This window comes from Sodalis praecaptivus (genome assembly GCF_000517425.1).
Lineage (GTDB): Bacteria > Pseudomonadota > Gammaproteobacteria > Enterobacterales > Enterobacteriaceae > Sodalis_A > Sodalis_A praecaptivus.
The window spans coordinates 1,774,958-1,796,065 of the sequence record NZ_CP006569.1; the positions used below are offsets into that span (position 1 = coordinate 1,774,958).

Annotated in this window: 20 protein-coding genes; 6 read left to right on the forward strand and 14 right to left on the reverse strand. The window is 61.8% G+C overall.

Annotated features, from left to right (window positions below; translation table 11 throughout):
* Positions 1 to 11: 11 nt before the first annotated feature.
* The 7 genes from SANT_RS07845 to pxpB form a co-directional block, all read right to left on the reverse strand.
* Positions 12 to 1,220, reverse strand: a complete 1,209-nt coding sequence (locus SANT_RS07845) for an aspartate transaminase (protein ID WP_025421745.1) — start codon at positions 1,218 to 1,220, stop codon at positions 12 to 14.
* Positions 1,221 to 1,295: 75 nt separating this feature from the next.
* Positions 1,296 to 2,492 (reverse strand): CaiB/BaiF CoA transferase family protein, encoded by a 1,197-nt coding sequence (locus tag SANT_RS07850; RefSeq protein ID WP_025421746.1) that lies wholly within the window; start codon positions 2,490 to 2,492, stop codon positions 1,296 to 1,298.
* A gap of 2 nt (positions 2,493 to 2,494) precedes the next feature.
* Positions 2,495 to 3,289 carry an enoyl-CoA hydratase gene (locus SANT_RS07855; protein ID WP_025421747.1) on the reverse strand — a complete coding sequence of 265 codons (795 nt, stop codon included), beginning with the start codon at positions 3,287 to 3,289 and terminating at the stop codon, positions 2,495 to 2,497.
* 203 nt (positions 3,290 to 3,492) lie between these two features.
* On the reverse strand, positions 3,493 to 4,326 hold the full coding sequence (locus tag SANT_RS07860; protein ID WP_025421748.1) for a transporter substrate-binding domain-containing protein: 834 nt from the start codon (positions 4,324 to 4,326) through the stop codon (positions 3,493 to 3,495).
* A gap of 2 nt (positions 4,327 to 4,328) precedes the next feature.
* Positions 4,329 to 5,120: a 5-oxoprolinase subunit PxpA gene (locus SANT_RS07865; RefSeq protein ID WP_200867281.1), complete on the reverse strand. Its 792-nt coding sequence runs from the start codon at positions 5,118 to 5,120 to the stop codon at positions 4,329 to 4,331.
* A 19-nt stretch (positions 5,121 to 5,139) separates the two neighbouring features.
* Positions 5,140 to 6,114, reverse strand: coding sequence for a biotin-dependent carboxyltransferase family protein (locus SANT_RS07870; protein ID WP_025421750.1), 975 nt, complete (start codon positions 6,112 to 6,114; stop codon positions 5,140 to 5,142).
* Positions 6,111 to 6,770, reverse strand: a complete 660-nt coding sequence (pxpB, locus tag SANT_RS07875; protein ID WP_038668373.1) for a 5-oxoprolinase subunit PxpB — start codon at positions 6,768 to 6,770, stop codon at positions 6,111 to 6,113. Before pxpB ends, SANT_RS07870 begins: the two co-directional genes overlap by 4 nt.
* Before the next feature lie 489 nt (positions 6,771 to 7,259).
* Between pxpB and SANT_RS07885 the strand changes: the two genes are divergently transcribed.
* Together SANT_RS07885 and SANT_RS07890 are read left to right on the forward strand one after the other, a co-directional pair.
* Entirely contained in the window at positions 7,260 to 7,997 is a 738-nt protein-coding gene (locus SANT_RS07885) for an amino acid ABC transporter ATP-binding protein (protein ID WP_025421753.1), read from the forward strand.
* A 333-nt stretch (positions 7,998 to 8,330) separates the two neighbouring features.
* The gene (locus SANT_RS07890) at positions 8,331 to 9,425 is read left to right on the forward strand and encodes an ABC transporter ATP-binding protein (RefSeq protein WP_025421754.1); all 1,095 of its coding nucleotides are present in this window, start codon (positions 8,331 to 8,333) and stop codon (positions 9,423 to 9,425) included.
* A gap of 156 nt (positions 9,426 to 9,581) precedes the next feature.
* Here SANT_RS07890 and SANT_RS07895 read toward each other — a convergent pair whose 3' ends face one another.
* The 7 genes from SANT_RS07895 to SANT_RS22890 all read right to left on the reverse strand — a co-directional run bounded on the left by SANT_RS07895 (position 9,582) and on the right by SANT_RS22890 (position 16,798).
* The gene (locus tag SANT_RS07895; RefSeq protein WP_025421755.1) at positions 9,582 to 10,409 is read right to left on the reverse strand and encodes an ABC transporter permease; all 828 of its coding nucleotides are present in this window, start codon (positions 10,407 to 10,409) and stop codon (positions 9,582 to 9,584) included.
* Positions 10,406 to 11,302: an ABC transporter permease gene (locus SANT_RS07900; protein WP_158500153.1), complete on the reverse strand. Its 897-nt coding sequence runs from the start codon at positions 11,300 to 11,302 to the stop codon at positions 10,406 to 10,408. The genes SANT_RS07895 and SANT_RS07900 overlap by 4 nt, the downstream gene beginning before the upstream one ends.
* 26 nt (positions 11,303 to 11,328) lie before the next feature.
* On the reverse strand, positions 11,329 to 12,408 hold the full coding sequence (locus SANT_RS07905) for an ABC transporter substrate-binding protein (protein WP_025421757.1): 1,080 nt from the start codon (positions 12,406 to 12,408) through the stop codon (positions 11,329 to 11,331).
* A gap of 69 nt (positions 12,409 to 12,477) precedes the next feature.
* Positions 12,478 to 13,569, reverse strand: a complete 1,092-nt coding sequence (locus SANT_RS07910) for an ABC transporter ATP-binding protein (protein ID WP_025421758.1) — start codon at positions 13,567 to 13,569, stop codon at positions 12,478 to 12,480.
* A 93-nt stretch (positions 13,570 to 13,662) separates the two neighbouring features.
* Entirely contained in the window at positions 13,663 to 14,910 is a 1,248-nt protein-coding gene (locus tag SANT_RS07915; protein ID WP_025421759.1) for an acyl-CoA dehydrogenase family protein, read from the reverse strand.
* A gap of 101 nt (positions 14,911 to 15,011) precedes the next feature.
* Positions 15,012 to 16,385 carry a dipeptidase gene (locus tag SANT_RS07920; protein WP_025421760.1) on the reverse strand — a complete coding sequence of 458 codons (1,374 nt, stop codon included), beginning with the start codon at positions 16,383 to 16,385 and terminating at the stop codon, positions 15,012 to 15,014.
* Between the two features lie 2 nt (positions 16,386 to 16,387).
* Complete coding sequence (locus tag SANT_RS22890; protein WP_025421761.1) at positions 16,388 to 16,798, reverse strand: ester cyclase; 411 nt, start codon at positions 16,796 to 16,798, stop codon at positions 16,388 to 16,390.
* Positions 16,799 to 16,978: 180 nt separating this feature from the next.
* On the opposite strand from SANT_RS22890, the gene SANT_RS07930 reads away from it, so the two are divergent.
* The 4 genes from SANT_RS07930 to SANT_RS07945 all read left to right on the forward strand — a co-directional run bounded on the left by SANT_RS07930 (position 16,979) and on the right by SANT_RS07945 (position 20,532).
* Entirely contained in the window at positions 16,979 to 18,115 is a 1,137-nt protein-coding gene (locus SANT_RS07930; protein ID WP_025421762.1) for a M24 family metallopeptidase, read from the forward strand.
* Complete coding sequence (locus tag SANT_RS07935) at positions 18,105 to 19,271, forward strand: M24 family metallopeptidase (RefSeq protein WP_025421763.1); 1,167 nt, start codon at positions 18,105 to 18,107, stop codon at positions 19,269 to 19,271. The genes SANT_RS07930 and SANT_RS07935 overlap by 11 nt, the downstream gene beginning before the upstream one ends.
* Positions 19,268 to 19,807, forward strand: coding sequence for a flavin reductase family protein (locus SANT_RS07940; RefSeq protein ID WP_025421764.1), 540 nt, complete (start codon positions 19,268 to 19,270; stop codon positions 19,805 to 19,807). The genes SANT_RS07935 and SANT_RS07940 overlap by 4 nt, the downstream gene beginning before the upstream one ends.
* Before the next feature lie 71 nt (positions 19,808 to 19,878).
* Positions 19,879 to 20,532: a GntR family transcriptional regulator gene (locus tag SANT_RS07945; RefSeq protein ID WP_025421765.1), complete on the forward strand. Its 654-nt coding sequence runs from the start codon at positions 19,879 to 19,881 to the stop codon at positions 20,530 to 20,532.
* Positions 20,533 to 21,108: the final 576 nt, after the last annotated feature.

A 21,108-nucleotide genomic window follows, 5' to 3' on the forward strand; every position in this document is an offset into this window, starting at 1 on the left:
CGATGATTCCGTTATATTAACTGCGATAGCGCCCGCGCGATGCGTGCGATACCGGTTTCAATGGTGTCGAGATCGGTAGCGATGGAGATCCTGAAATAGGGCGACAGCCCGTAAGCGGCGCCGGCCACCAGCGCCACCTCGGCGTTCTCCAGCAAATACAGCACCACGTCCCCGTCGCTTTCGAGCGTGGCGCCGTCCGGTTTGCGCTTACCTATTACGCCGCCGCAGTTGACGTACAGGTAAAACGCCCCTGCGGGCGGCAGGCAGGATAAGCCGTCGATGACGTTGATAAGCGCCAGCGCCGCAGACTGCCGCGTACGGTAGGTTTCCCGGTTGGCGGCCAGACTGGACTGATCTCCTTCGTAGGCCGCAACCGCCGCCGCCTGGCTGATGGAGCAGGTGGCGCCGGACGTCTGGGATTTCACCACGGCGATGGCCTTTATCACATCGGGTGGGCCGGCGACGAACCCTATCCGCCAACCGGTCATGGCATAGCTTTTTGATACGCCGTTGACGATAAGCGTCCGTTCGCGCAGCGCGGGGGCGATGGCGAGAAGATGGGGATTCTCCTGGTCGCCGAACCGGATGTGCTCATAAATTTCATCGGTCATGATCATCACCTGCGGGTGGTCAATCAATACCGCCGCCAGCGCGCGGTATTCATCGGCGGTATAACAGGCGCCGGTGGGATTGCTCGGCGAGTTGATAACCAACCAGCGGGTGCGCGGCGTAATGGCCTGCGCCAGCCGTGCGGGGGTCAGTTTGAAGCCGTCGGTTTCCGGACAAGGTACAATGACCGGCTCCCCTTCGCACAGTTTCACCATGTCCGGATAAGACACCCAATAGGGTGCAGGGATAATCACTTCATCGCCGGGGTTCAGCGTGGCGGCGAGCGCCAGGTATACCGCGCTTTTGGCGCCCGGCGTGACGATAATGTCATTGATCGTGTAGCTGACGCCGTTTTCCCGCTTGAGCTTGGCGACGATGGCTTCACGCAGGGCCGGGGTGCCGGCGTTATGGGTATAGCGCGTATCGCCGCGCTCCATGGCATCCCAGGCCGCCTGCCGGATATGCGCCGGCGTGGCGAAATCCGGCTCGCCGACCACCAGGCTGATGATGGCTTTCCCCTGGCGCTTGAGTTCATGGGCGCGATCGGCGGCTGCGCCGCTGGGGGATTGTTTGATGCGCTGAACGCGCGCTGCTGCGCGGGTGGTACTCATGGTTAACTCCTTAACGGTTAATCGGGTAAAGTGGATAGGGACGGCGCGTGTCTCGGCGGCCTGTCACGTCGCGGCTCAAATGGCCCCCTTGGCGCGCAGCGCCGCAATGCGCTCGGACGGGTAGCCCAGCTCCCGCAATACTCGCTCGGTATGCTCCCCCCGGTCCGGCGCGGCGGTGCGCAGCTGGCTCGGCGTCCGGCTCAGGCTGAACGGTTGTCCCACAACGTCGATATCCCCCAGCCGCGGATGCCGCAACGGTTGCGCCACCCCTAGATGCTGCACCTGAGGATCGGCGAAGACCTCGTTGATTTTGTTGATGGGGCCGGCAGCCACCGACGCCCGCTCGAAAGCGGCAATCCAGGCGCTTGTGCTGCGGGTGCGGATAATCGCCGACAGCACGTCGTTGAGCGCCCGGCGATTTTGCGAGCGTAGCGCCTCGGAGTTGAACTCGGGGTGTTCCACCAGATCCGGCCTATCCAGCGCCAGGCACAGCCGCCGATACATCGCCTGCTCACCGGCGGCGATATTGATGTAGCCGTCCGCGGTGGGATAGACCCCGGTGGGAATGGAGGTGGGATGATCGTTACCGCTTTGCCCGGGGATCTCGTGTAAGAACAGCCAGCGCGCCGCCTGGAAATCCAGCATGGCAATCATGGTTTGCAGCAACGAGATCTGGACCCATTGGCCCAACCCCGAGGTTTGCCGCTCAATCAGCGCGGTCAGGATAGCCATGGCGCAGTACATGCCGGCGCCGACATCGGCCACCGCGAAACCGGCGCGCATCGGCCCGTGGGCGGGGTCGCCGTTGACCGACATCAGCCCGGCCATGCCCTGCACGATATGATCGAACCCCGGCCGTTTGGCATAGGGGCCGTCCTGGCCGAATCCGGAAATGCTGGCGTAAACGAGGCGCGGATTGATTTTCGCCAGCGTGTCATAATCGATGCCCAGGCGGAATTTCACATCGGGTCTGAAGTTCTCGGCCACCACGTCCGCCTCGGCCACCAACTGATAAAACACCGCCAGACCGTCCGGGTCTTTCAAATTGAGCGTGAGCGAGCGCTTGTTGCGGTGCAGATTCTGAAAGTCGGGCCCGTCGCGCAGCCCGCCCCAGCCGTCGCTGACCTCCATATAATCCGGGCTTTCAATCTTAATGACGTCGGCGCCCCAATCGGCGAATTGGCGCACGCACGCCGGCCCGGCCCGCACGCGGGTCAGATCGAGCACTTTCACGGCGGCGAGCGGGCCGCGGCGCGGAGTCTGCGTGGACATGGCTACTCCCCCTTGAACTGCGGCTGACGTTTCTGGGCAAAGGCGGCGCGTCCCTCGCGATAGTCATCGCTTTTGAAACAGGCGTCGATCAACGCCTGCGCCGCGGCCATATCGCGCCGGCTTTCGTCGTGCTCCAGTTCGATAAAAACCCGTTTGATGGCGGCCAGCGTCATCGGGGCGTTTTGCGCCACCCGATTGCCGTATTCCGTTACCCGGTCTGCCAAATGCGCCGCAGGGATGATCTCGTGTACCAGCCCCATGGTCAGCGCTTCCTGCGCGCTGTAATGCCGGCCGGTAAAGAAAATGTCCCGCCCGCGGCTCGGGCCGACGATACGATTCAGGCGAATTTGGCCTTCGTAGCCGTAACCGAGTCCCAGGCGAACCGCCGGGATGGCGAATACCGCACTGTCCGAGCACAGCCGGATATCGCAGCTGGTAGCAAAATCCAGGCCGCCGCCGATACAATAGCCGTGGATCATGGCGATGGTCGGCTTGGCGCAATAATAAACGGCGTTATAGGCGGACTCATTAATGTGGTGATAGTGATGATTCTGCTCGGCATTGCCGCGCACGCTGTCGAACGAAGAGATATTAGAGCCGGCGGCGAAAGCTTTTTCCCCCGCGCCGCGCACCACGATAACGCGAATGGCCGTATCCTGCTCGAAAGCGCGGATAATATCCGGCACCGCCTGCGCCATTGCCATGGAAATGGCATTATGCTTGCCGGGATCGTTAAAAGTTATCCAGCCTATCGGCCCCGTGGTCGACGCTAAGATGGTGGCGTTTTCTGTTGTCATAGCTAGGTTGTCTCATTGAATGACCGGTAGAATAAGCGACGTAAAAAGGGCGCCGCGCGGGTACCCCTCGCGGAAAAAATGATTGGCAGACCCTTAATTACTCGAGGTTAACGGGCGGCCGTCGGTCCGCCCGCTAATAACGTTAAAACGTCCTATTATTTCTCTCGTGCTGCACCAAAGAGCGGTGAAAAGTTAATTTACCCTTAGGGTAAAGGCTCAAAATGAATATCCGACATGGACTGGACTTTATCCTTGCGCGGCATGTCATAAATCGTTCCCGGACCTATCCATTTATTCCAAATGGCGTTAAGTGTGCCTTCATTTTCCAATTCATCGAGGATGCTATTTATTTTCTCATACAATTTGGGCTCGCCGTGGCGCATGCCGACGCTCACCGGCTCCAGCGCCATGGGTTCGGCTATCATGGCGAGCTTAATACCGCTTTCACCGGCTTTACTGATAAATTGCTTGGCGGTCATTTCATTGTTGACGAAGCCGATGGTCTTACGCTGGATCGTGGCCAGATAGGCGGAGCCGGCATCTTGGAACGTGACCGGAATGGCCTTTTGCAGGCGCGTCGCCAGTTCGGAGGTGGAGCCTTTACTGGACCCTATCCGTTTACCCTTGAAATCCTTCAAGGTTTTATTGCCGTTCTCCGCCAGCACCACCAGCATTTCGCGGGTGATGTAATAAGGATGACTAAATTGGATCTGCTCCCCCCGTGAACGGGTATAGGCCAAGTTCATAATGCCAATATCCACATGGCCGAGTTTGATTTCAGGCACTTTGGCTTCCGTGGAGACCGGTTTTATCGCCACCTCGACCCCCAACTTGTCGGCGATGGCGTGGCAAAGATCCACATCGTGGCCGACCTGCTGGCGGGTTTGCGGATCGGGGAAGCCGAAGGGCGGGGTGCTGGCCTGTACGCCGCAAATCATTTTCTTATTGGCCAGAATGGTATCGAGCTGGTCGGCCTGGGCCAGCCGCGGTGCGGCGGCGGCAAGAAACAGCAGAGCGGTAACGGTGAGTAAACGCATGGTTAAACATCCTTCTGGCTGAGGGGGGATAATTGGGACAAGGGCAAGACCCGGCCACCGAGCCGCTCGACTTCGTCCCGGATCGCGCGCGCCAGCGTCACCGCCTCGGCGTTGTCGCCGTGGACCAGGATGGAACGGGCGGGGATTGGGATGTCGTTACCGGCAATCGTGGTGGCGGTGCCGTGACGCAGGAACTGGCTGACGCGCGCCATCACCTGCTGTCTGTCGTGGATCACCGCGCCGGGGCGTTTTCTCGACACCAGCAAGCCTTCGGCGTCATAAGCGCGATCGGCGTGAAACACCGTCTCCACCTGGACGCCGCCGCATTTCGCCGCTGCATTGCGAATGCAAGGGCTAATGGATGACTTGATAATCAGCGATGGGTTGAACGCGGCCACCGCCGCCACCAGCGGCGTGGCCAGCGCCTCGTCTTCCGCGATCATATTGCCCAGGGCGCCGTGGAAGCTCATCAGTTTGATGGGATGTCCTATCATCTCGGCCAGGCCGGAGATAGCGGCAAGCTGATACAGCACTAAATCGCACAGCTCTTGCGCCTCGATCTGCATGCGACGACGGCCGAAGCCCACCAGATCGGGAAAGCCGACGTGGGCGCCCGCGTCGATCCCCAGCGCTTTTGCCCGGATAAGGGTAGCGCGCATGATACTCGGGTCGCCGGCATGAAAACCGCAGGCGATATTGGCCGAAGAAATCAGCGACATCAGCGTTTCGTCATCGCCCATTTTCCAACGGCCCAAGCCTTCGCCCAGATCGGCGTTGATATCTACTTCCAGCATGGTTAACTCCTTAAAAGCCTCAGGCGGGGGTCGCTGATAAGCGGGCAATGGCCACCATCTCCCGCACCCGCGTTAAGTAGCGCTCGACCTCGTCAAGCGCGGCGATCCCCTGTGCATAATCCACTTCGATAAAACGTACCGACCGGCCGATGGGGATCTGGCTCAGGCGCCAAAGATCCGCCTCGATTACCGTGCCGAATTTGGGGTAGCCGCCCATCGGTTGGGCGTCGCGCATTTGGATAATCGGCTGCCCGCCGTGCGGCACCTGGATCACGCCCGCGACGATGCCGTGCGAGCGCATCTCCAGCGGTCGCTCCGGCAACAACGGCGTGCCCGCCAGCCGATAGCCGTAACGGTTGCTCTGAGAGGTCACTTTCCAGGGTTCGCGCCAAAAAGCCTCGCGGCAGGCCGGCGGGAACAGGGGATACTCCGCGGCGGGGATCACCCGCACCGCCGGCAGGCCGGCGCACGTCAGCGGCATCGCGGTCGGCGGCGGTTGAATGCCGAAGCCCCCCGGGCCCGCATCGGCGTCCGCCGCCAACGGCAGTTGATCGCCCTGTTGCAGCGTCCGCCCCGCCAGACCGCCGAAGCCACCGCGCAGCTGCGTGCTGCGCGAGCCCAGCACCGGCGCGACCTGGATGCCGCCGGCGACGGTCAAATAGGCGCGCACGCCGTAGCGCGGTCGATGAAAGGTCAAGGTCTGGCCGGCATCGGCGCGCGCGCACCACCAAGGCAACATCGGCGTATCGTCCAGCGTCGCTCCAGCATCCGCGCCGGTGAGGGCGAAGGTGCAGGCGCGGTGAAAACGCAACCGCAGCGGGAAAAAGGGGATCTCTATTCCGGCGGCGGTCGGCGGATTGGCGAGCATCAGATTGCCGGCGCACAGCGCGGGCTTATCCATGGCGCCGGAAATGCCGACGCCGTGGTGCAGATGGCCGAAGCGCCCCAAATCCTGCACGCTGACCAGGTGGCTGGGGGAGAGTATCTCGATCATAAAATCACCTTGTCAGGGCAAAAACGGATTTTGTCTCCGGGCGCCATCACCGCCGGCGGTGTCCGGGTAGGGTCAAAAAACGTCATGCGGGTAAGGCCAATCTGGTTCCAGCCGCTGGGGCCGGCGGAGGCCGACACGCTGGTTTGCATCCCGCCTATCGCAACAGACCCAGCGGGATTGTTCAGTATCGGTACCTGGCGTCGCGGCGTGGCGAGACGAGCGTCGAGCCCCTCCAGGTAACAGTGCCCCGGATGGCTGCCCAGTCCATAGACGGTATAGAGTACCGAACTGTGTCGCTCTACCACCGCATCGACGCTCAGACCGGTATGTTCGCAGACGTGCTCCATGCGCGGGCCGTACTCGCCGCCGTAATCCACCCGCAAATCGACGATCTTGCCCTCCAGCGACAGCCGTTCCCCTTTTTGCCATTGATTGAGCAGCTTATCGCGCAGCGGGGCGATATCCCGCGGCGGCGCGTCGGCAAAGTAGAGCAGCAAATTGTTCAGGCAGGGCACCGCTTCGCGGATTTCCGGCCATGCCGCGGCGGCCTGGCCGAGTGCCCAGATGCGCTGCTGTTGCGACAGCGACAGGGTGCCGCCCGGATCGAATAACAGAGCGCTGGTACCCAGGCAGCTAACGGCGGGCAGATCATTCATTGCGGTGTGCTCCGACAGGCTTTGGTTGACCTCAGACTAATGGCATGCGGGGTAACACAAAAATACCGATGCGGTATGTTGTGATAAACAGCGCTTATAAGTCTGCGCCGCCGGCGGACGCGATGGCGTAAGCGAACGGCCGGCGACTGCGCCCGCAAGAGACGACGTAAGCCGATGGGACGCCACGCTGAGCACGGCAGGGAAGCTTGATTGGCCAGGCGGCGCCGCGCGACCGCTCCGCTTGGCAATGCTATAAGCGCCGTTTATCGCATCAAACGCTTTTTGTCTTATGCCGGTGCGCCGATGCTGGGTAGAGTCAACCTCAGGTCGTGTTGCGAAGAGCGCGTCGGCGGCGCCCGACCGGGCCGCGGCCGACGGCGGGAAATGCCGCCGCGCAGGTATGGCGACGCCGGGCCCGTACGGCGCTCGGCCCGCCTGGCAACCTACGCCGAGCGGGTTTAGCCAACGTCAACAGCAAGGGGCGCAGACATGAGATCCATGATTATCTTCAACCAGGTCAACAAATGGTACGGCGACTACCAGGCGCTCACCGATTTGAGCGCGGAGATCAAAAGCGGTGAAGTGGTGGTGGTGTGCGGGCCGTCGGGCTCGGGAAAATCCACGCTGATTCGTACCGTTAACCGGCTGGAACCTATTGAGCAGGGACAGATATTATTCGACGGTATGGATATTCACGGTAGCAGCACCCGCCTTAATCAGTTGCGCACCCGCATCGGTTTTGTTTTTCAGAGTTTCAATCTTTTTCCCCATTTGTCGGTGGCCGACAATATCATGCTGTCGCCGGTGAAAGTGCTGGGATTGAAACGCAGCGAGGCGCGCCGGCAGGCGGGGCAGTTGCTGGAGCGCGTTGGCCTGTCGCATAAAGCCAATGCGTATCCCGCTCAGCTGTCCGGCGGCCAGCAGCAGCGGGTGGCGATTGCCCGGGCGCTGGCGATGAAACCGCCGGTCATGCTATTCGATGAACCTACCTCGGCGCTGGATCCGGAAATGGTCGGCGAGGTGCTGAATGTGATGCGCGATTTGGCGCAGGAAGGCATGACCATGATGTGCGTCACCCATGAAATGAATTTCGCCCATGACGTGGCCGATACCATCTGGTTTATGGATCAGGGCAAAATTCTGGAAAAAGCCACGCCGCAGGCGTTTTTCTCCGCACCGCGACATCCGCGGGCGCAGCGTTTTCTGAGCGATATGCGCCAGCACTGAACGAGAGGCGTCAACGGCGTTCTATTGGCGTTGAAACCCGCGCGGAAAGGCGATGACATTTCCCAAAGCCGGGCGGTATCTGGCATGATAGCCTCTGCACGGCAGTAACCGGCGCGACGTCGGCGGGGCCGCCGTATTAGTCGTAGCGTGCAGGGCGGGCGTCATCGGGCGGCAGGCAAGTACTGGCGCGGCGCCCGGGCGGGTCTTTTGGTTTTTTTGTGCAGGATGACATGCAACAACGCAGTTTCACCGCGGCGATGGCCGCAGATCCGCTACCGCGCCGCGTTCGGCCGCGGCGCACCGCGCCTCAGTGGGTGTCGGAGGGCAGTCGCTATGCAGCGTTCCGTTGAAGTCTGCCTGACGCATTTGACCAAGCATTACGGTAGCACCGTGGCGGTCGATGATCTGTCGTTAACCGTGCCGGCGGGGGAAATCCTTGTGCTGCTCGGCCCCAGCGGCTGCGGTAAAACCACCTGTTTGCGCATGGTGGCAGGTTTGGATACGCCTACGCGCGGCGATATTCGCGTCGACGGTCGCTCGATCGCCCGCACGGCGGTGCACCAGCGTAACGTGGGCATGTTATTGCAGAATTACGCGCTCTTTCCTCATCTTACCGTCGCTGAGAATATCGCCTTCGGCCTGAAAATGCGCGGTCTGTCGCGCGCTGACATAAGCGATAAGGTCAATGCGGCGCTCGATAGAGTGCGTCTCGCGCATCTGCACGACCGTTTACCCGAACAACTGAGCGGCGGCCAGCAGCAGCGCGTTTCGCTGGCCCGCGCGCTGGTCATTGAACCCGATATCCTGCTGCTTGACGAGCCGCTGGGGGCTTTAGATAAAGGGTTGCGGGAAAGTTTGCAGTGGGAAATTCGCCAATTGCAGCAGCGGCTAGGGCTGACCACGCTGTTGGTGACGCACGATCAGGATGAAGCGTTAACGCTGGCAGATACGATTGCCGTGATGCACAACGGGCGCCTCGAACAGTGCGCCCGCGCCGCCGACATTTACCAAAAGCCCGCCACGGCCTTTGTCGCCGGTTTTCTCGGCGCGTCCAATTTCTTGACCGCCCGCGTGGTCGCCCGCGGGGCGGACCATGTCCAGTTGGCCGCAGACGCCGGTCTGACGCTGACCGTTGCCGCCTGTCCCTCCGAGGCGCAGCGAGTGACGGTGACCCTACGGCCAGAGGCCATTCGGTTGGCGCCGCTGCCCTCGCCGGCGCCGATCGGTGAAGCCAATAGCGCTACCGGTCGGATAGCGCAGGTCGTCTATCGCGGTTACATGCTGCATTTTTACGTTACCCTCGACGGCGGGACGCAGATGCAGGTATGGATGCAGTCATCGGGGGACGGCGCTCCGCCCGCATTTCAGGTCGGTGAACCGGTGATGCTTCGCTGGCCCCGGGAAAGTAATCACGTCCTTCCCGCTTGAGCCCGCGGGCGCGGCCGGCCGGCGTGGCGGGCTGCACGGGGTATGCCGCGGATAAGCTGCCGCCTGCCCTGCCTTTTACCACTTAATGCCGCTGGCTCAGCGCAGATGTCACCGCCGACTGCGGCCCGTCGAGCGAGGCCTGTCATCGCTGGCCGGTCATCTCCCTGGGTCCGCGCGCGCAACGCTGCGGCGCGCAGCCAGCCACTGCACCAGCATCACCAGCGCCAATCCCAGCACCGACACCAGCGTCATCAGCGTGGAAACCGCGGCGATGGTGGGATCGATAAATTGCTGCACGTTCACCCAGATTTGCCGGGGCAGGGTGGGTTGGGTCAATTGGGACAAAAACAGGCTGAGAATGATATCGTCGAACGAGGCGATAAAGGAAAACAGCGTGGCGCTAATGATGGCCGGGCGCAACACCGGCCAACTCACATACCAGATCACCTTGCGCGTGGAAGCGCCGAGGCTTCTTGCCGCCCATTCCAGCCGGCGATCGAAACCGTACAGCGCGGCGGTCATGATCATCACCACATAGGGTACGGCGATAAGGGTATGGGCGATCACCAGGCCCAGAGCGGTGCCGAGCAGACGCAGATGCATATACAGGAAATAAAGTCCCACCGCAGTGATGATCTTCGGCACGATGAGCGGCCCCATTAACAGGGCGCGCAGCAGGTTTTTGCCGGGGAATGCGCCGCGCACCAGGCCGACCGACACCATCGTCCCCAGCAGCAGCGAGCACAGCGCCGTGATAACGGCCACCACCACACTGACATGGGTGGCGTTCATCCAGTTGATATCATTGAAGTAGTGTTGGTACCAGCGCAGCGACAGTCCCTGCGGCGGGAAGATGATCATCTCGCCGGGGCTGAAGGACACCGCGATGATAATCAGGATCGGCGCAATCAGAAACGACAATACCAGCAGCGAAAAGGCCGCCAGTAGGTAGTGCGCGGCGCCGCGCTTGTTGACCGTCGTCATCGCGCGCCTCCCCATAAGGTGTCCAGATTAACAAACCGCCCCGCCAGCCATTGCAACAGCAACGTCAGCGTGAGCAGAATGACCGACATGGCGGCCGCCAATGACCAATCCAGCGCCTCGTCAATTTGCAGCGCAATCATTAACGGCAGCGTGGTCTGGTGGGGGCCGCCCAATAGCGCCGGGGTGATATACATACCCACGGCCAGCATAAATACCAGGAAGCAGCCGGTGAACACCCCGGGGTGCGTCAGGGGCACAAACACGTGGCGAAAAGCCGCCGCGGGCGAGGCGCCCAAATTGCGCGCCGCCAGCATCAGATTACGATCGATATTGTTCATCACGCTATAAAGCGACAGGATCATATAGGGCAACAAATAGTACACCAGGCCGGTGATGACCGCGGTATGGGTGCCGAGAAAAGGAAACGGGGTTTTTAGCCACCCCCAGCCCATCAGCAGGTTATTGACAATGCCTTCCCGCCCCAGGATCACAATCCAGGCGTAGGTGCGCACCAGGCCGCTGCTCCAAAACGGGATAAGGACCAGGCCCATCAACAAAACCGCATAACGGCGGTCGATGCACACCAGCCAATAGGCAACCGGATAGGCGACGACCAGCACCAGTAGCATCGTGCCGCCCCCCAGCACCAGCGTGTAGCCCAGCATCCACCAATAGGCGCTTTCGCTGGCAAAAGCCAGATAGCCGCTTAGGGTAAAACCCTCGGACCACAGGCTTTGCCAAATCATCTGGGCCAGCGGACAGCCGAAAAAGATAAGATAAAATACCGCGGCCGGGGCAATCAGCCAGGGGAAACGGCGCTTGTGCGCCGTGTGCCGGACCGGACGGGCATCCGGGGTCGTGCGCAGGTCATCGGTCATCGAAAGTCTCGACATCTTTATTCTCCGTTTCGCGGCCGTGCTTAGCGTAAACTCATGCGCGCCCAGCGCCGGGCGATTTCCGGTCTGGCGTCGCTCAGCCATTGCGCGTCAGCCATGCGCCCCAGCGCTGCGGTCTGCGGATTGCCCGGCAACAGCTTGGCCACCTCCGGCGAAATGTAGCGGTAGGCATCGCGATTGATCGGACCATAATTTGTCGGTTCCGCCAGCCGCGCCAGCGTTTGCGGCCGGCACACCCAGGCGAGAAACCGCATGGCGTTCTCTCGGTGGGCGGCGCCTTTGGGAATCGCGAAAAAGCTGGGGAAGTTCAAATGCTGATGCCAGTTGATGCTGACAGGCAACCCGCTGGCGAGCAGCGGCGTGATGCGGCCGTTGGGGATGATGACCATGTCCGCTTCGCCGGAGGCCAGATTTTGCGCGACCTGGGCATAGCCTTCGGCGTACACCATGTCCGGGCCCAGACTTTTCAGTTTGGCGAAGGCGCTATCCAAGTCGATGGGATACAGTTTGCTCATATCGCCATTGATTGCCAGCGCCGCTTGCTCCACCGGCGGCCGGGTCGCGCCGATTGAGCTGCGTTTACCCGGGAAATCGCGGGTGTTCCAGAAATCGGCCCAGCTTTGCGGCGCTTTGCCCGCCGGAAACTTCTGGTTGTTGTAGGCCATCACCATCGCCCATTGGATGGTAGGGAACGCGCTATCCCATTTCATGTCGGCGGGAATGCCGCTTTGGCACTCGGCGGGGATTGCCGACCAGTCGATTTTTTCCAAGAGCCCGTCTTTGGCGAGCGCGGTGACGGTATCGGCGGAAACATCAATAATATCCGCTTCGACATTGCCCGACTGAATCATGATCTTCAGCTTGGCATAGTTATAGCCGGCGCCCTCTTTCACCTCGACGCCGGACGCCTGAGCGAACGGTTTGAACCAGTATTGGCTCTGGGCTTCCTGATATTTGCCGCCGAGCGACAAAATAACCAGCGAACCGGCCGAACCCGGCGCCGGGTCGGCGGCGGTAGCTTTAACGGTGAACATCATCAAAAGACACGCGGCGACGGCCGCGGTGCGGGCATAGCCCGGTAACGGTGAACGGTGCTGGCGCATAATTTCTCCTGGTGAAGGCAACATCAATAAACGCCGATCGACGGCGGTGGTGAAAAGCGTCCGGGCCGGTCAATGACGCAGTAAAATGCCGTCATCGATTTGCCAGCCGACATAGCAGCGATCCCCCGGCTGCACCGGCAAACCGATCCCGCGGTTGGGGCGTTTGACGCGCACTTCCTGACCGCCGGCAAGCCGGACGCGATAAAGCGAGGCATCCCCCAGATAAATCTCGCCGAGCACCTGTACCGGAAGTTTGTTTTGATAATGATCGCTATCCTGGCAAAGGTGCATGCGCTCGGGGCGGATGAAAATCACATTCTCTTCGCCCGCGCGGGCCGCCGGCTGGCGATCGCGCATCAGGACCTGCACTTCGCTTTCCGGCGCCACCGCCACCACCGCCCGATCCTGCTCTTGGCGGCGCAGATCGCAGGGAATAAAATTGGACTCGCCGATGAAGCCGGCGACAAAACGGTTATTGGGCGCCTCATAAATCTCGCGCGGCGTGCCGTAGCAGGCGATACGGCCGTTTTCCATCACCGCCACCCGATCGGACATCGTCAGCGCTTCTTCCTGATCGTGGGTGACATACACCACCGTCAAGCCTAATTCGGTTTGCAGGTTTTTTATCTCTTCTTGCATCTGCAAGCGCAGGCGGCGGTCCAGGGCGCCGAGCGGTTCATCCATCAGCACCAGCGACGGGCTGAACACCAGCGCGCGCGCTAGCGCAACCCGTTGCTGCTGACCGCCGCTTAACTGGCTGGGATAGCGATGGCCAAAGCGCTCGAGTCCCACCCGCGCCACAAATTGCGCGGCGCGCGCGCGGCTCTCGGCACGGGCCACCCCGCGCATTTTTAGCGGAAAGGCGACGTTGTCGATGACGGTCATATGGGGGAACAGCGCATAATTCTGGAATACCATGCCGATATCCCGCTTATGGGCATCGGTATGGGTGACCGGTCGACCGTTTATCACTATCTCGCCGGCCGTGGGTTCAATAAAGCCGGCTATCATCATGAGCGTTGTGGTCTTGCCCGAGCCGCTGGGTCCCAGCAGCGTGAGAAACTGGCCGGCGTCCAACGACAGCGAAACGCCGCGCACCGCGCCGAAATTATCGTAATATCGCTGCAACTCTTTCAATTGCAGCGTGGCCCCTGAAGTCATAGTGAACGCTATCCTTTGATGAATAGGGCGGCGGTGGCCGCCTGGCTACCGGGTAACCCCCGGGGCGGACGCGAGGATCCGCCCGCGGGGAGTTCAGTGCGCAGGGGCCTCAAGGCCCAGTTCGCGCCAGGTGCTGGCTTTCACGGTCTGCGAGCCGTATTTTTGTTTCGGCGCGTAGTGGCCCGACACCACCGCATCCGCCACCAGCCGCAGTAGCTGGGATTCACGGGTGTGCAGAGACGCGGTGCGAATATCGCGCCAGAAGCGTTCCAGCGGCGCGGTGCGGAACAGCGCGCGCGTACCGACGATGTCAAACCCTTTGGTGGTCACCAGCAACGCGGTATCGCGGGCGGTATGATGGGCGCTGAGAGACGCTTGCGCGGCGTCGCCATAGCGCCGTTGCTCCCAGAGCATGTTGGCGTACAGGCAGGAGCCGCGGGCGGCCTGCACGCCGCTTTGCAGTTCTCCCAACAGCACCATCAGGCCCTCTTCATTTTGCAAAAACGGCCGGTCGCGCAGGACACCCACGATGTAGTCCAGCGCGCCCTGGGCCGAACCCAACAGCTGAAACGCCTGCGACAGTTCGAGCGTGTAGGGATCTTTATGCACAAAATCCGCCGGCTCTCCCAGCACGTTCTGCCAGGGAATAAAAACGTCGGTTAGCGTCGCGCTCCAGCTGACCGAACTGCGCAACCCGATAATCTCATCCCAGCCGTGCTCGTGGAACGCCAGCCCGGGGCTGTCTTTGGTGACGATCGACAGCGTCAACCCTTCGCCGCCGGAGCGGGCGCCGGGCGCCATGCTCCAATACAACAGGTAGTCCGCCACCGGGCCGTTCGAGCAGAAATGCTTGTTGGCGTTGACGCGAAAGCCGCCGTCTACCGGCGCCATGTCGGCCTGGAACACCAGTTTGCGCGAGGTGGTGCTGCTTGCCACCTGTTGACGGTGGTCCACTTCGCTGCCCAAAGACCCCATCAGCGCGCCGTTCTTCGCCACGTCGCCCAGGATGCGCGCCTTTTGTTCTTCATTGCCAAGCCGCGCCACCGCCCCGCACTGGTGGTAATGGATAATGAGATCCCAACCGGTCGCGGGGCAGGCGCGGGAAATTGCCTCGGTAACCAGGTAGGCGGTCAAATGCACATTGCCTTCCGGCGTACCGTGGCCGCCGTAGGCTTCCGGCACCGCCAGGCCCAATAGGCCCGACTCGGAGAGCAGAGTGAAAACGTCGTGCGGAAAACCCGCCTGTCGATCGTATTTTTCCGACAGGGCGGCAATCTTCCCCGCCAGTTTCTCGGCTACGCCGACCCAATGTCGCTGCTGCTCATTCATCGCGCTTATCATCCTCTGTCCCCTTGGGTGAATAGAATGTTTCAATAATGTTGAAAAAGTAAACAACTCATAAATGTATACTGCATACAGTATTTATGACGCAAGCAGTTTATTCACCGAGCGTTAACCGCCAGCTCTTCAAGCAGCTGTCCCCAGGCCAACTGCGCCCGCGCGAACTGCGCCAGGCGAAAAAACTCATTCGGCGCGTGAAAATTTTCGTCCGGCAAGCCAAAACCGAAAATGACCGTTGCCACCCCCAGAGTCTGCTCAAGCAGCGCCAGAATGGCGATGGAACCGCCCGATTTGGTGTAATACGGCTCGCGGCCATACAGACGGCGCAGCACGCGGGCGGCGGCCACGTTGCCCGGATGATCCAGTGCCATGCGGTAAGGTCGCGCGGCGTTGGGCAGTACGGTTACCGTTACGCGGACGCCGGCCGGTGCGCGCTGGCGCAGGGCGTCGGCGACCGCCTGGGCAATGGCGTCCGGCTGCTGGTCCGGCACCAGCCGGCAGGTTATTTTGGCGCTGGCGTGGGCCGGGATGATGGTCATAACGCCGGGACCGCGATAGCCGCCGGTGATGCCGTTCACCTCCAGCGTCGGTCGGGCGCCGATGCGCTCAAGGGCGCTGAAACCCGCTTCGCCGACCAAAGCGGGCGCCCCGGTGCGGGCGAGATAATCCGCGGCACTGAAGGGGATAGCCCGTAGCGCCGCCCGCTCGGCGGCCGTGAGTGGACGGACGTCACGATAAAAGCCCGGTACCCGCACCCGCCCCTCGGCATCATGCAAACCGGCAATAAGCGTCGCCAGCGCCTGTATCGGATTCGCCACCGCGCCGCCGTGGGACCCCGCGTGCAATTCTTGGCGCGGCCCCGTGACCGTCACCTCCAGCGCGCACAGGCCCCGCAGCCCGGTCCGCAGGTCGGCCTCGGTTTCGCTCCACTGCCAGCCATCGGCGCTGACCGCCAGATCGCAGGCCAAACGCGCTTGATGCCGGTGGATAAAGGCGGGCAGGTCCGGGCTTAATATTTCCTCTTGACCTTCCAGCAGCACTTTCACGTTCACCGGCAGACGGCCCAGGGTGCGCAGCATGGCTTCAATGGCCAGCACCGGTGCCAGCAGATTGCCCTTATCGTCCGACGCGCCGCGGCCGTATAGCCGGCCTTGTTCAATCCAGGGTTCAAAAGGCGGATGGCGCCACAGCTGCGCTTCCCCCGGCGGCTGTACATCGAAATGGCCGTAAATAAGGATGGTTGGCGCCCCCGCGGCGTGCAGCCATTCGCCGTACAGCATTGGGAAGTCGCCGGCGGGATCGACGCTAACGGCCTCCAGGCCTGCGTCGGTCAACCGCTGCGCCAGCCAGCGGGCGCAGCGCCAAACTTCCGGCCGCAAGGCAGGATCGGCGGAGACGCTGGGGATACGCAGCAGCGCGGTCAGCTGGGCGATAAATGCCGGCTGGTGCTGTTGCAGGTAGTCGGGCCAGTTCACTTTCAGGCGGCGCCGAGCTGTTTTAATAGCGCTAACGCGTCGCGTACCACCCAGCTTTCGCGGATTTTGCCGCCGTCAACGCGGTAGATGCCAATACCGGGAACGCTTATCGCCGCGCCGGTAGCGGCGATGCCGAGAAAGGTATCTTGATGGGTGCCCAGCATGGTGTAGCGGGCTACGACCTGATCCCCTTCGCTTAAGACGGCGTCCAGACGCATCGCCACATCGGGAAACGCCGCGAGCGTCGTGCGATAGTTGTGTTCAATACCGGCGGGGCCGCGCAGGGTGCCGCGCGCGCCGGCATGGTTAACATACTCCTCGGCGAACAATGACGGGATGGCCTCAGGGCAGCGCTGAGACCAGACCTTGTCGTAGTAATATTCGACCACCTCGCGCGGCGTCATGTTGTGCATTGCAATTCCTCCAGGCTAACGCGTTAACTCGGGGTGTCCCGGCGCCCGGCGGCGGGACGGATAAACATCTTGACAGAACATAACTTGCTCACCAGTATGTATTCTGTATACAAAATGTTGGTCATATTTTATTCGTATGTCAATAGGTGTTACCGCGCTGTTACCGACAGGAGAGAAATTATGTCGCGCAATCCCCCCGAGCCCACGCTGCGTCGGCAACGTCTGGCCGCAACGCTTTCAACCGAGAAGGTGGCAATGGCCCTGATAGGCCCCGGCGCCGATTTCGGTTATTTCACCGGCCGCCGGCCGATAGCGACCGAGCGTTTACTGGCGCTGCTGGTGAACGCCGAGGGGCGGGCGCTGATATTTGCGCCTTTGTTGCAGGCGCCGCTGTACGCAGACATTGACGGCGTCGACCTGATGACCTGGGTCGACGGTGACGATCCCGTGGCGCTGCTGGCGCACATAATGAGCCGCGACGGCGGCGGGCGTATTGCCGTCGACGAAGCGTTTTGGAGCGACTTCCTGTTAGGGCTTCAGCGCGCCGGCGTCGGGGAATTCATCAGCGGCCGCGGTATTATCGACAGCGCGCGCACCGTCAAACAGCCGGCGGAAATTGCCGGTCTCACCCGGGCGGCCCTGGCCATCGATCAGGTCTGGACGCGTTTTTGCGCCAGCTGCGGCGCCTTAACGGGGCAGACCGAATTTGCTCTGCGCGATCGCCTGCGCTATTTGATGCAGCAGGCGGGGTTTAGCGAGATCAGTTGGATCGACGTGGGAGCCGGGCCCAACGGCGCATCGTCGCTGCATCACGGCAGCGAGCGGGTTATTGGCGCCGGCGAGCCGGTGGTGTTCGATTTTGCGGGGTGTTTCGCAGGCTACTATGGCGATATCTGCCGCGTGGCCATCACCGGCGCCGTGCCGCCGGATTATCAGAGGCTGTACGACGTGGTCCTGGCGGCGCAGGACGCGGCGTTCCGGCAAATTAGGCCCGGGGTTGCGGCCGGCGCCGTGGACCAGGCGGCGCGGGACATTATCGCCGCCGCCGGCTACGGCGAGTATTTTACCCACCGTACCGGCCACGGTATCGGCCTGGCGGCGCACGAAAATCCCTATATCGTCAGCGGCAACGCGCGGCCGCTGCGCGAGGATATGGTGTTTTCCATTGAGCCGGGCGTCTATCTCCCGGGCCGTTTCGGCGTGCGTATCGAAGATATCGTGCTAGTCACCCCCGACGGCGCGCGGCGGCTTACGCAAAGCCCGCGCGCGCTTTGTGTTATCGATGCAACCGCGGAGCCCATACATTATGCTTATTGATACGCCCGCAACCGCCAGCGGCTGGGCGTTTCCCGCCGAGGAATATCTGGCGCGGGCAACCCGCCTGCGCGCCGTGATGCGCCAACATGGGGTGGAGCTGCTGATTATCGATCAGTTTGAACACCTGGCCTATTACACCGGCCACATTCCTACCGCCGCCATGTACCAGTGTTGCCTGTTTCCCCTGGAGGGCGAGCCGCTGATGATCGTGCGCAGCCTGGACGGGCCGATGCTGGCGGAAATGAGCTGGGTGCGGGAGCGCGTGCTGTTCGACGACAGCGACGAACCGCTAACGCGGGTGGTGTCGGAAATTGAACGCCGAGGCTGGCGGCGCCGGACTATCGGCGTGGAAACCGATTCACATTTTTTACTGCCCGCGCGGTTACAGCGGCTGCAGGCAAGCTTGCCCGAGGCGCGATTTATCGATTTTGCCGGCCATATGTGGACGCAGCGGCTGCTGAAATCCGCGTTGGAAATCGACTATCTGCGCCGTTGCAGCGCTATTTGCGATCAAGCCACGCTAGCCGGCGTCGCGGCGGCGGGGGTCGGCGTGAACGAACGCCGGGTGGCGGCGGAGATTTACCGCTGCGCGCTGGCGCACGGCGCGGATAACACCCGTTTGTTGTTGATGCAATCCGGCCCGCGCTCCAGCACGCTGCACGGCGCGCTGGGGGAGCGTATTTTGCAGCCGGGCGATACGGTGCATATTGAGATGGTGCCGCATTATCGCGGTTATAGCGCGCGTTCGATGCGGCCGGTGTGGGTGGGCGAGCCGGATGCCGCCGCGCTAAGCGTAGCTGAACGGCTGGTAGCCTGCCAGGATGCACAGTTTGCCGCCATGCGACCCGGGGCGGCGGCAAGCGCGGTGGACCAACTGCTGCGCGAGGCGGTGCTGCGGGAGGGACTGCGGGACAGTTACACCAATATCAGCGGCTACACGCTCGGGCTGGTGTGCATTCCCCGTACCAGCGATTTTACCCGGGTATTCCTGCCCGACAGCGACTGGCGGCTGGAAGCGGGCATGGTATTTCATATGTATGTCTGGGCGCAGGGTATGGCCTTTAGCGAAACGGTACTTATCACCCCCGACGGCGCCGAACGATTAACGCGGCTCGATCGGCGGCTGTTTATCGCCGGCGAGGAGGCAAAACGATGAGCGCCGCCGCCGAACAGCCGCTGCCGGTTTTCGCGCCGCAGGCATTGCGCCACGCACTGGGGCAGTTCGCCACCGGCGTGACCGTGGTCACCGCAGAGCAGGCGGATGGCGGTCTGCTGGGAATGACCGTCAGCTCGTTCAATACGTTGTCGCTGGATCCGCCGCTGATTCTGTTCAGCCTGGGGCGGCACTCGACCAGCGGTGTCGCACTCGAAGCGGTTGGCCGTTACGCGGTCAATATTTTGAGCCGCGAACAGGCGTCGTTATCCAATCAATTCGCCCGGCCCGGCGGCGATAAATGGTCCGGCGTCGGCTGGCGGCGGGGAGGGTATGGTGCGCCATTACTCGCCGGGGCGCTGGCCAGTTTTGAGTGCCAGACCCATCGCCTTTACGACGGCGGCGATCATATCATCCTGGTCGGTCGGGTCATGGCCTTTCATCTCGATCCGGGCGCCATGCCGCCGCTCATTTTCTTTCGCGGCGGCTACCATTACCTGGAAGGCGAGGGCAGCGGGCGCCATGAGGCCAAGGGCTGAGCTGGCCGCATCGCGCTTGGGCGGGCAGTGGTGTAACATAACACTATCAACGACGAACCATAGGTGACAGCATGGAAATGTTACAAATAGCCGATCGAGAGCCGGTGGTAAATCATATTTACCGCGAGTTGCGCCAGGCTATTTTACAAGGCCGTTTTCCTCCCGAGTCGCGCTTAATTGAAACCAAGCTGGCCGAACTGCTCAACGTGTCGCGTACCCCGGTGCGCGAAGCCGTTTTAAGGTTGGAAAGCGAGGGGCTGGTTAAGCGGGTACGCGGCAAAGGGCTGCGGGTGCAGGACACGCGCGCCAAAATTTCCGAAGTGGTGGTGATTCGCCAGGCGCTGGAAGGGGCCGCGGCGCGGCTGGCCTGCGCTAACGCCCGCGATGAAGAAATTGCCGCGCTGGTGGCCAGCTCGCACCAGGGGATGGCGGCAATCAGTCAGGGGGTATCGGTGAAAGACCGTTCGCAGCTGGATTGGCAGTTCCATATGCATCTGGCGCACGCTTCGCACAGCGAACGGCTCATCCGCCTCATCGAAGAATTCTATGCTTATTCGTTCAGCGAACTGGTGCCCGCCAGCCATCCTGACGAATCGGCTCTGCTCCAGCGCCAGCACATTGCGGTGGCGGACGCGCTGCAACAGCGCGACGCCGACGCCGCCGAACAGGCTATCCGGCAGCATCTGGATACCACGCTGCAATCCATCCGCGCTCGGATTGGCTGAACCCGGCCTGCAGGGCGGGTGGGTCGCCTTGTTTCGCGCCGCCGGCTCTGTTAATCGCGGCGACCGCCGCGCCGTCCGCACCCTCACCAGATGGGCGGAGCCCGGACAGCAGGGCCTGTGGGTCGCCTTACGCCGACTTGTTTCGCTCCCCTAGCTCTGTTAATCGCGGCGACCGCACCACCGTAAGGCGCCGGCTCACCATGATGGTGCGCATTGACCACAGGTCGTCTCCTCCGGCGCTGGCAACGCGGGCGCGACGTGACCGGCGTTGCGCCCGCCGCGATCCCCGCGACGTCGGGGGGAAAGAATAAAAATCGCGGCGTCCGTCATGGCGGGAAATAACTCTTTCCGCTACGCTTGTCGTCAAAGCGGCCTGTTTTGCCGGCGGCTGGCATAAGGTTTGCAGGATCCTGGCTGACTGCGCTACCGGAGCGGGTAGTCGTTACCTGAGGCAATTAAAGGGGTTGCTCAAGCCATGAGCTTCCTATTTAATGATAATTAGCGCGTCTTCTTTTTTTATTCATCCTTATTCCGTTTCACGTTTAGGAGGCCCCGTCACCCCCGAGAATAACCCTT

Bases quoted from the DNA above. Each gene is read 5' to 3' on its own strand.
- SANT_RS07845 (WP_025421745.1), bottom strand. From the start codon at position 1,220: ATGAGTACCACCCGCGCAGCAGCGCGCGTTCAGCGCATCAAACAATCC.
- SANT_RS07850 (WP_025421746.1), bottom strand. From the start codon at position 2,492: ATGTCCACGCAGACTCCGCGCCGCGGCCCGCTCGCCGCCGTGAAAGTG.
- SANT_RS07855 (WP_025421747.1), bottom strand. From the start codon at position 3,289: ATGACAACAGAAAACGCCACCATCTTAGCGTCGACCACGGGGCCGATA.
- SANT_RS07860 (WP_025421748.1), bottom strand. From the start codon at position 4,326: ATGCGTTTACTCACCGTTACCGCTCTGCTGTTTCTTGCCGCCGCCGCA.
- SANT_RS07865 (WP_200867281.1), bottom strand. From the start codon at position 5,120: ATGCTGGAAGTAGATATCAACGCCGATCTGGGCGAAGGCTTGGGCCGT.
- SANT_RS07870 (WP_025421750.1), bottom strand. From the start codon at position 6,114: ATGATCGAGATACTCTCCCCCAGCCACCTGGTCAGCGTGCAGGATTTG.
- pxpB (WP_038668373.1), bottom strand. From the start codon at position 6,770: ATGAATGATCTGCCCGCCGTTAGCTGCCTGGGTACCAGCGCTCTGTTA.
- SANT_RS07885 (WP_025421753.1), top strand. From the start codon at position 7,260: ATGAGATCCATGATTATCTTCAACCAGGTCAACAAATGGTACGGCGAC.
- SANT_RS07890 (WP_025421754.1), top strand. From the start codon at position 8,331: ATGCAGCGTTCCGTTGAAGTCTGCCTGACGCATTTGACCAAGCATTAC.
- SANT_RS07895 (WP_025421755.1), bottom strand. From the start codon at position 10,409: ATGACGACGGTCAACAAGCGCGGCGCCGCGCACTACCTACTGGCGGCC.
- SANT_RS07900 (WP_158500153.1), bottom strand. From the start codon at position 11,302: ATGTCGAGACTTTCGATGACCGATGACCTGCGCACGACCCCGGATGCC.
- SANT_RS07905 (WP_025421757.1), bottom strand. From the start codon at position 12,408: ATGCGCCAGCACCGTTCACCGTTACCGGGCTATGCCCGCACCGCGGCC.
- SANT_RS07910 (WP_025421758.1), bottom strand. From the start codon at position 13,569: ATGACTTCAGGGGCCACGCTGCAATTGAAAGAGTTGCAGCGATATTAC.
- SANT_RS07915 (WP_025421759.1), bottom strand. From the start codon at position 14,910: ATGATAAGCGCGATGAATGAGCAGCAGCGACATTGGGTCGGCGTAGCC.
- SANT_RS22890 (WP_025421761.1), bottom strand. From the start codon at position 16,798: ATGCACAACATGACGCCGCGCGAGGTGGTCGAATATTACTACGACAAG.
- SANT_RS07930 (WP_025421762.1), top strand. From the start codon at position 16,979: ATGTCGCGCAATCCCCCCGAGCCCACGCTGCGTCGGCAACGTCTGGCC.
- SANT_RS07935 (WP_025421763.1), top strand. From the start codon at position 18,105: ATGCTTATTGATACGCCCGCAACCGCCAGCGGCTGGGCGTTTCCCGCC.
- SANT_RS07940 (WP_025421764.1), top strand. From the start codon at position 19,268: ATGAGCGCCGCCGCCGAACAGCCGCTGCCGGTTTTCGCGCCGCAGGCA.
- SANT_RS07945 (WP_025421765.1), top strand. From the start codon at position 19,879: ATGGAAATGTTACAAATAGCCGATCGAGAGCCGGTGGTAAATCATATT.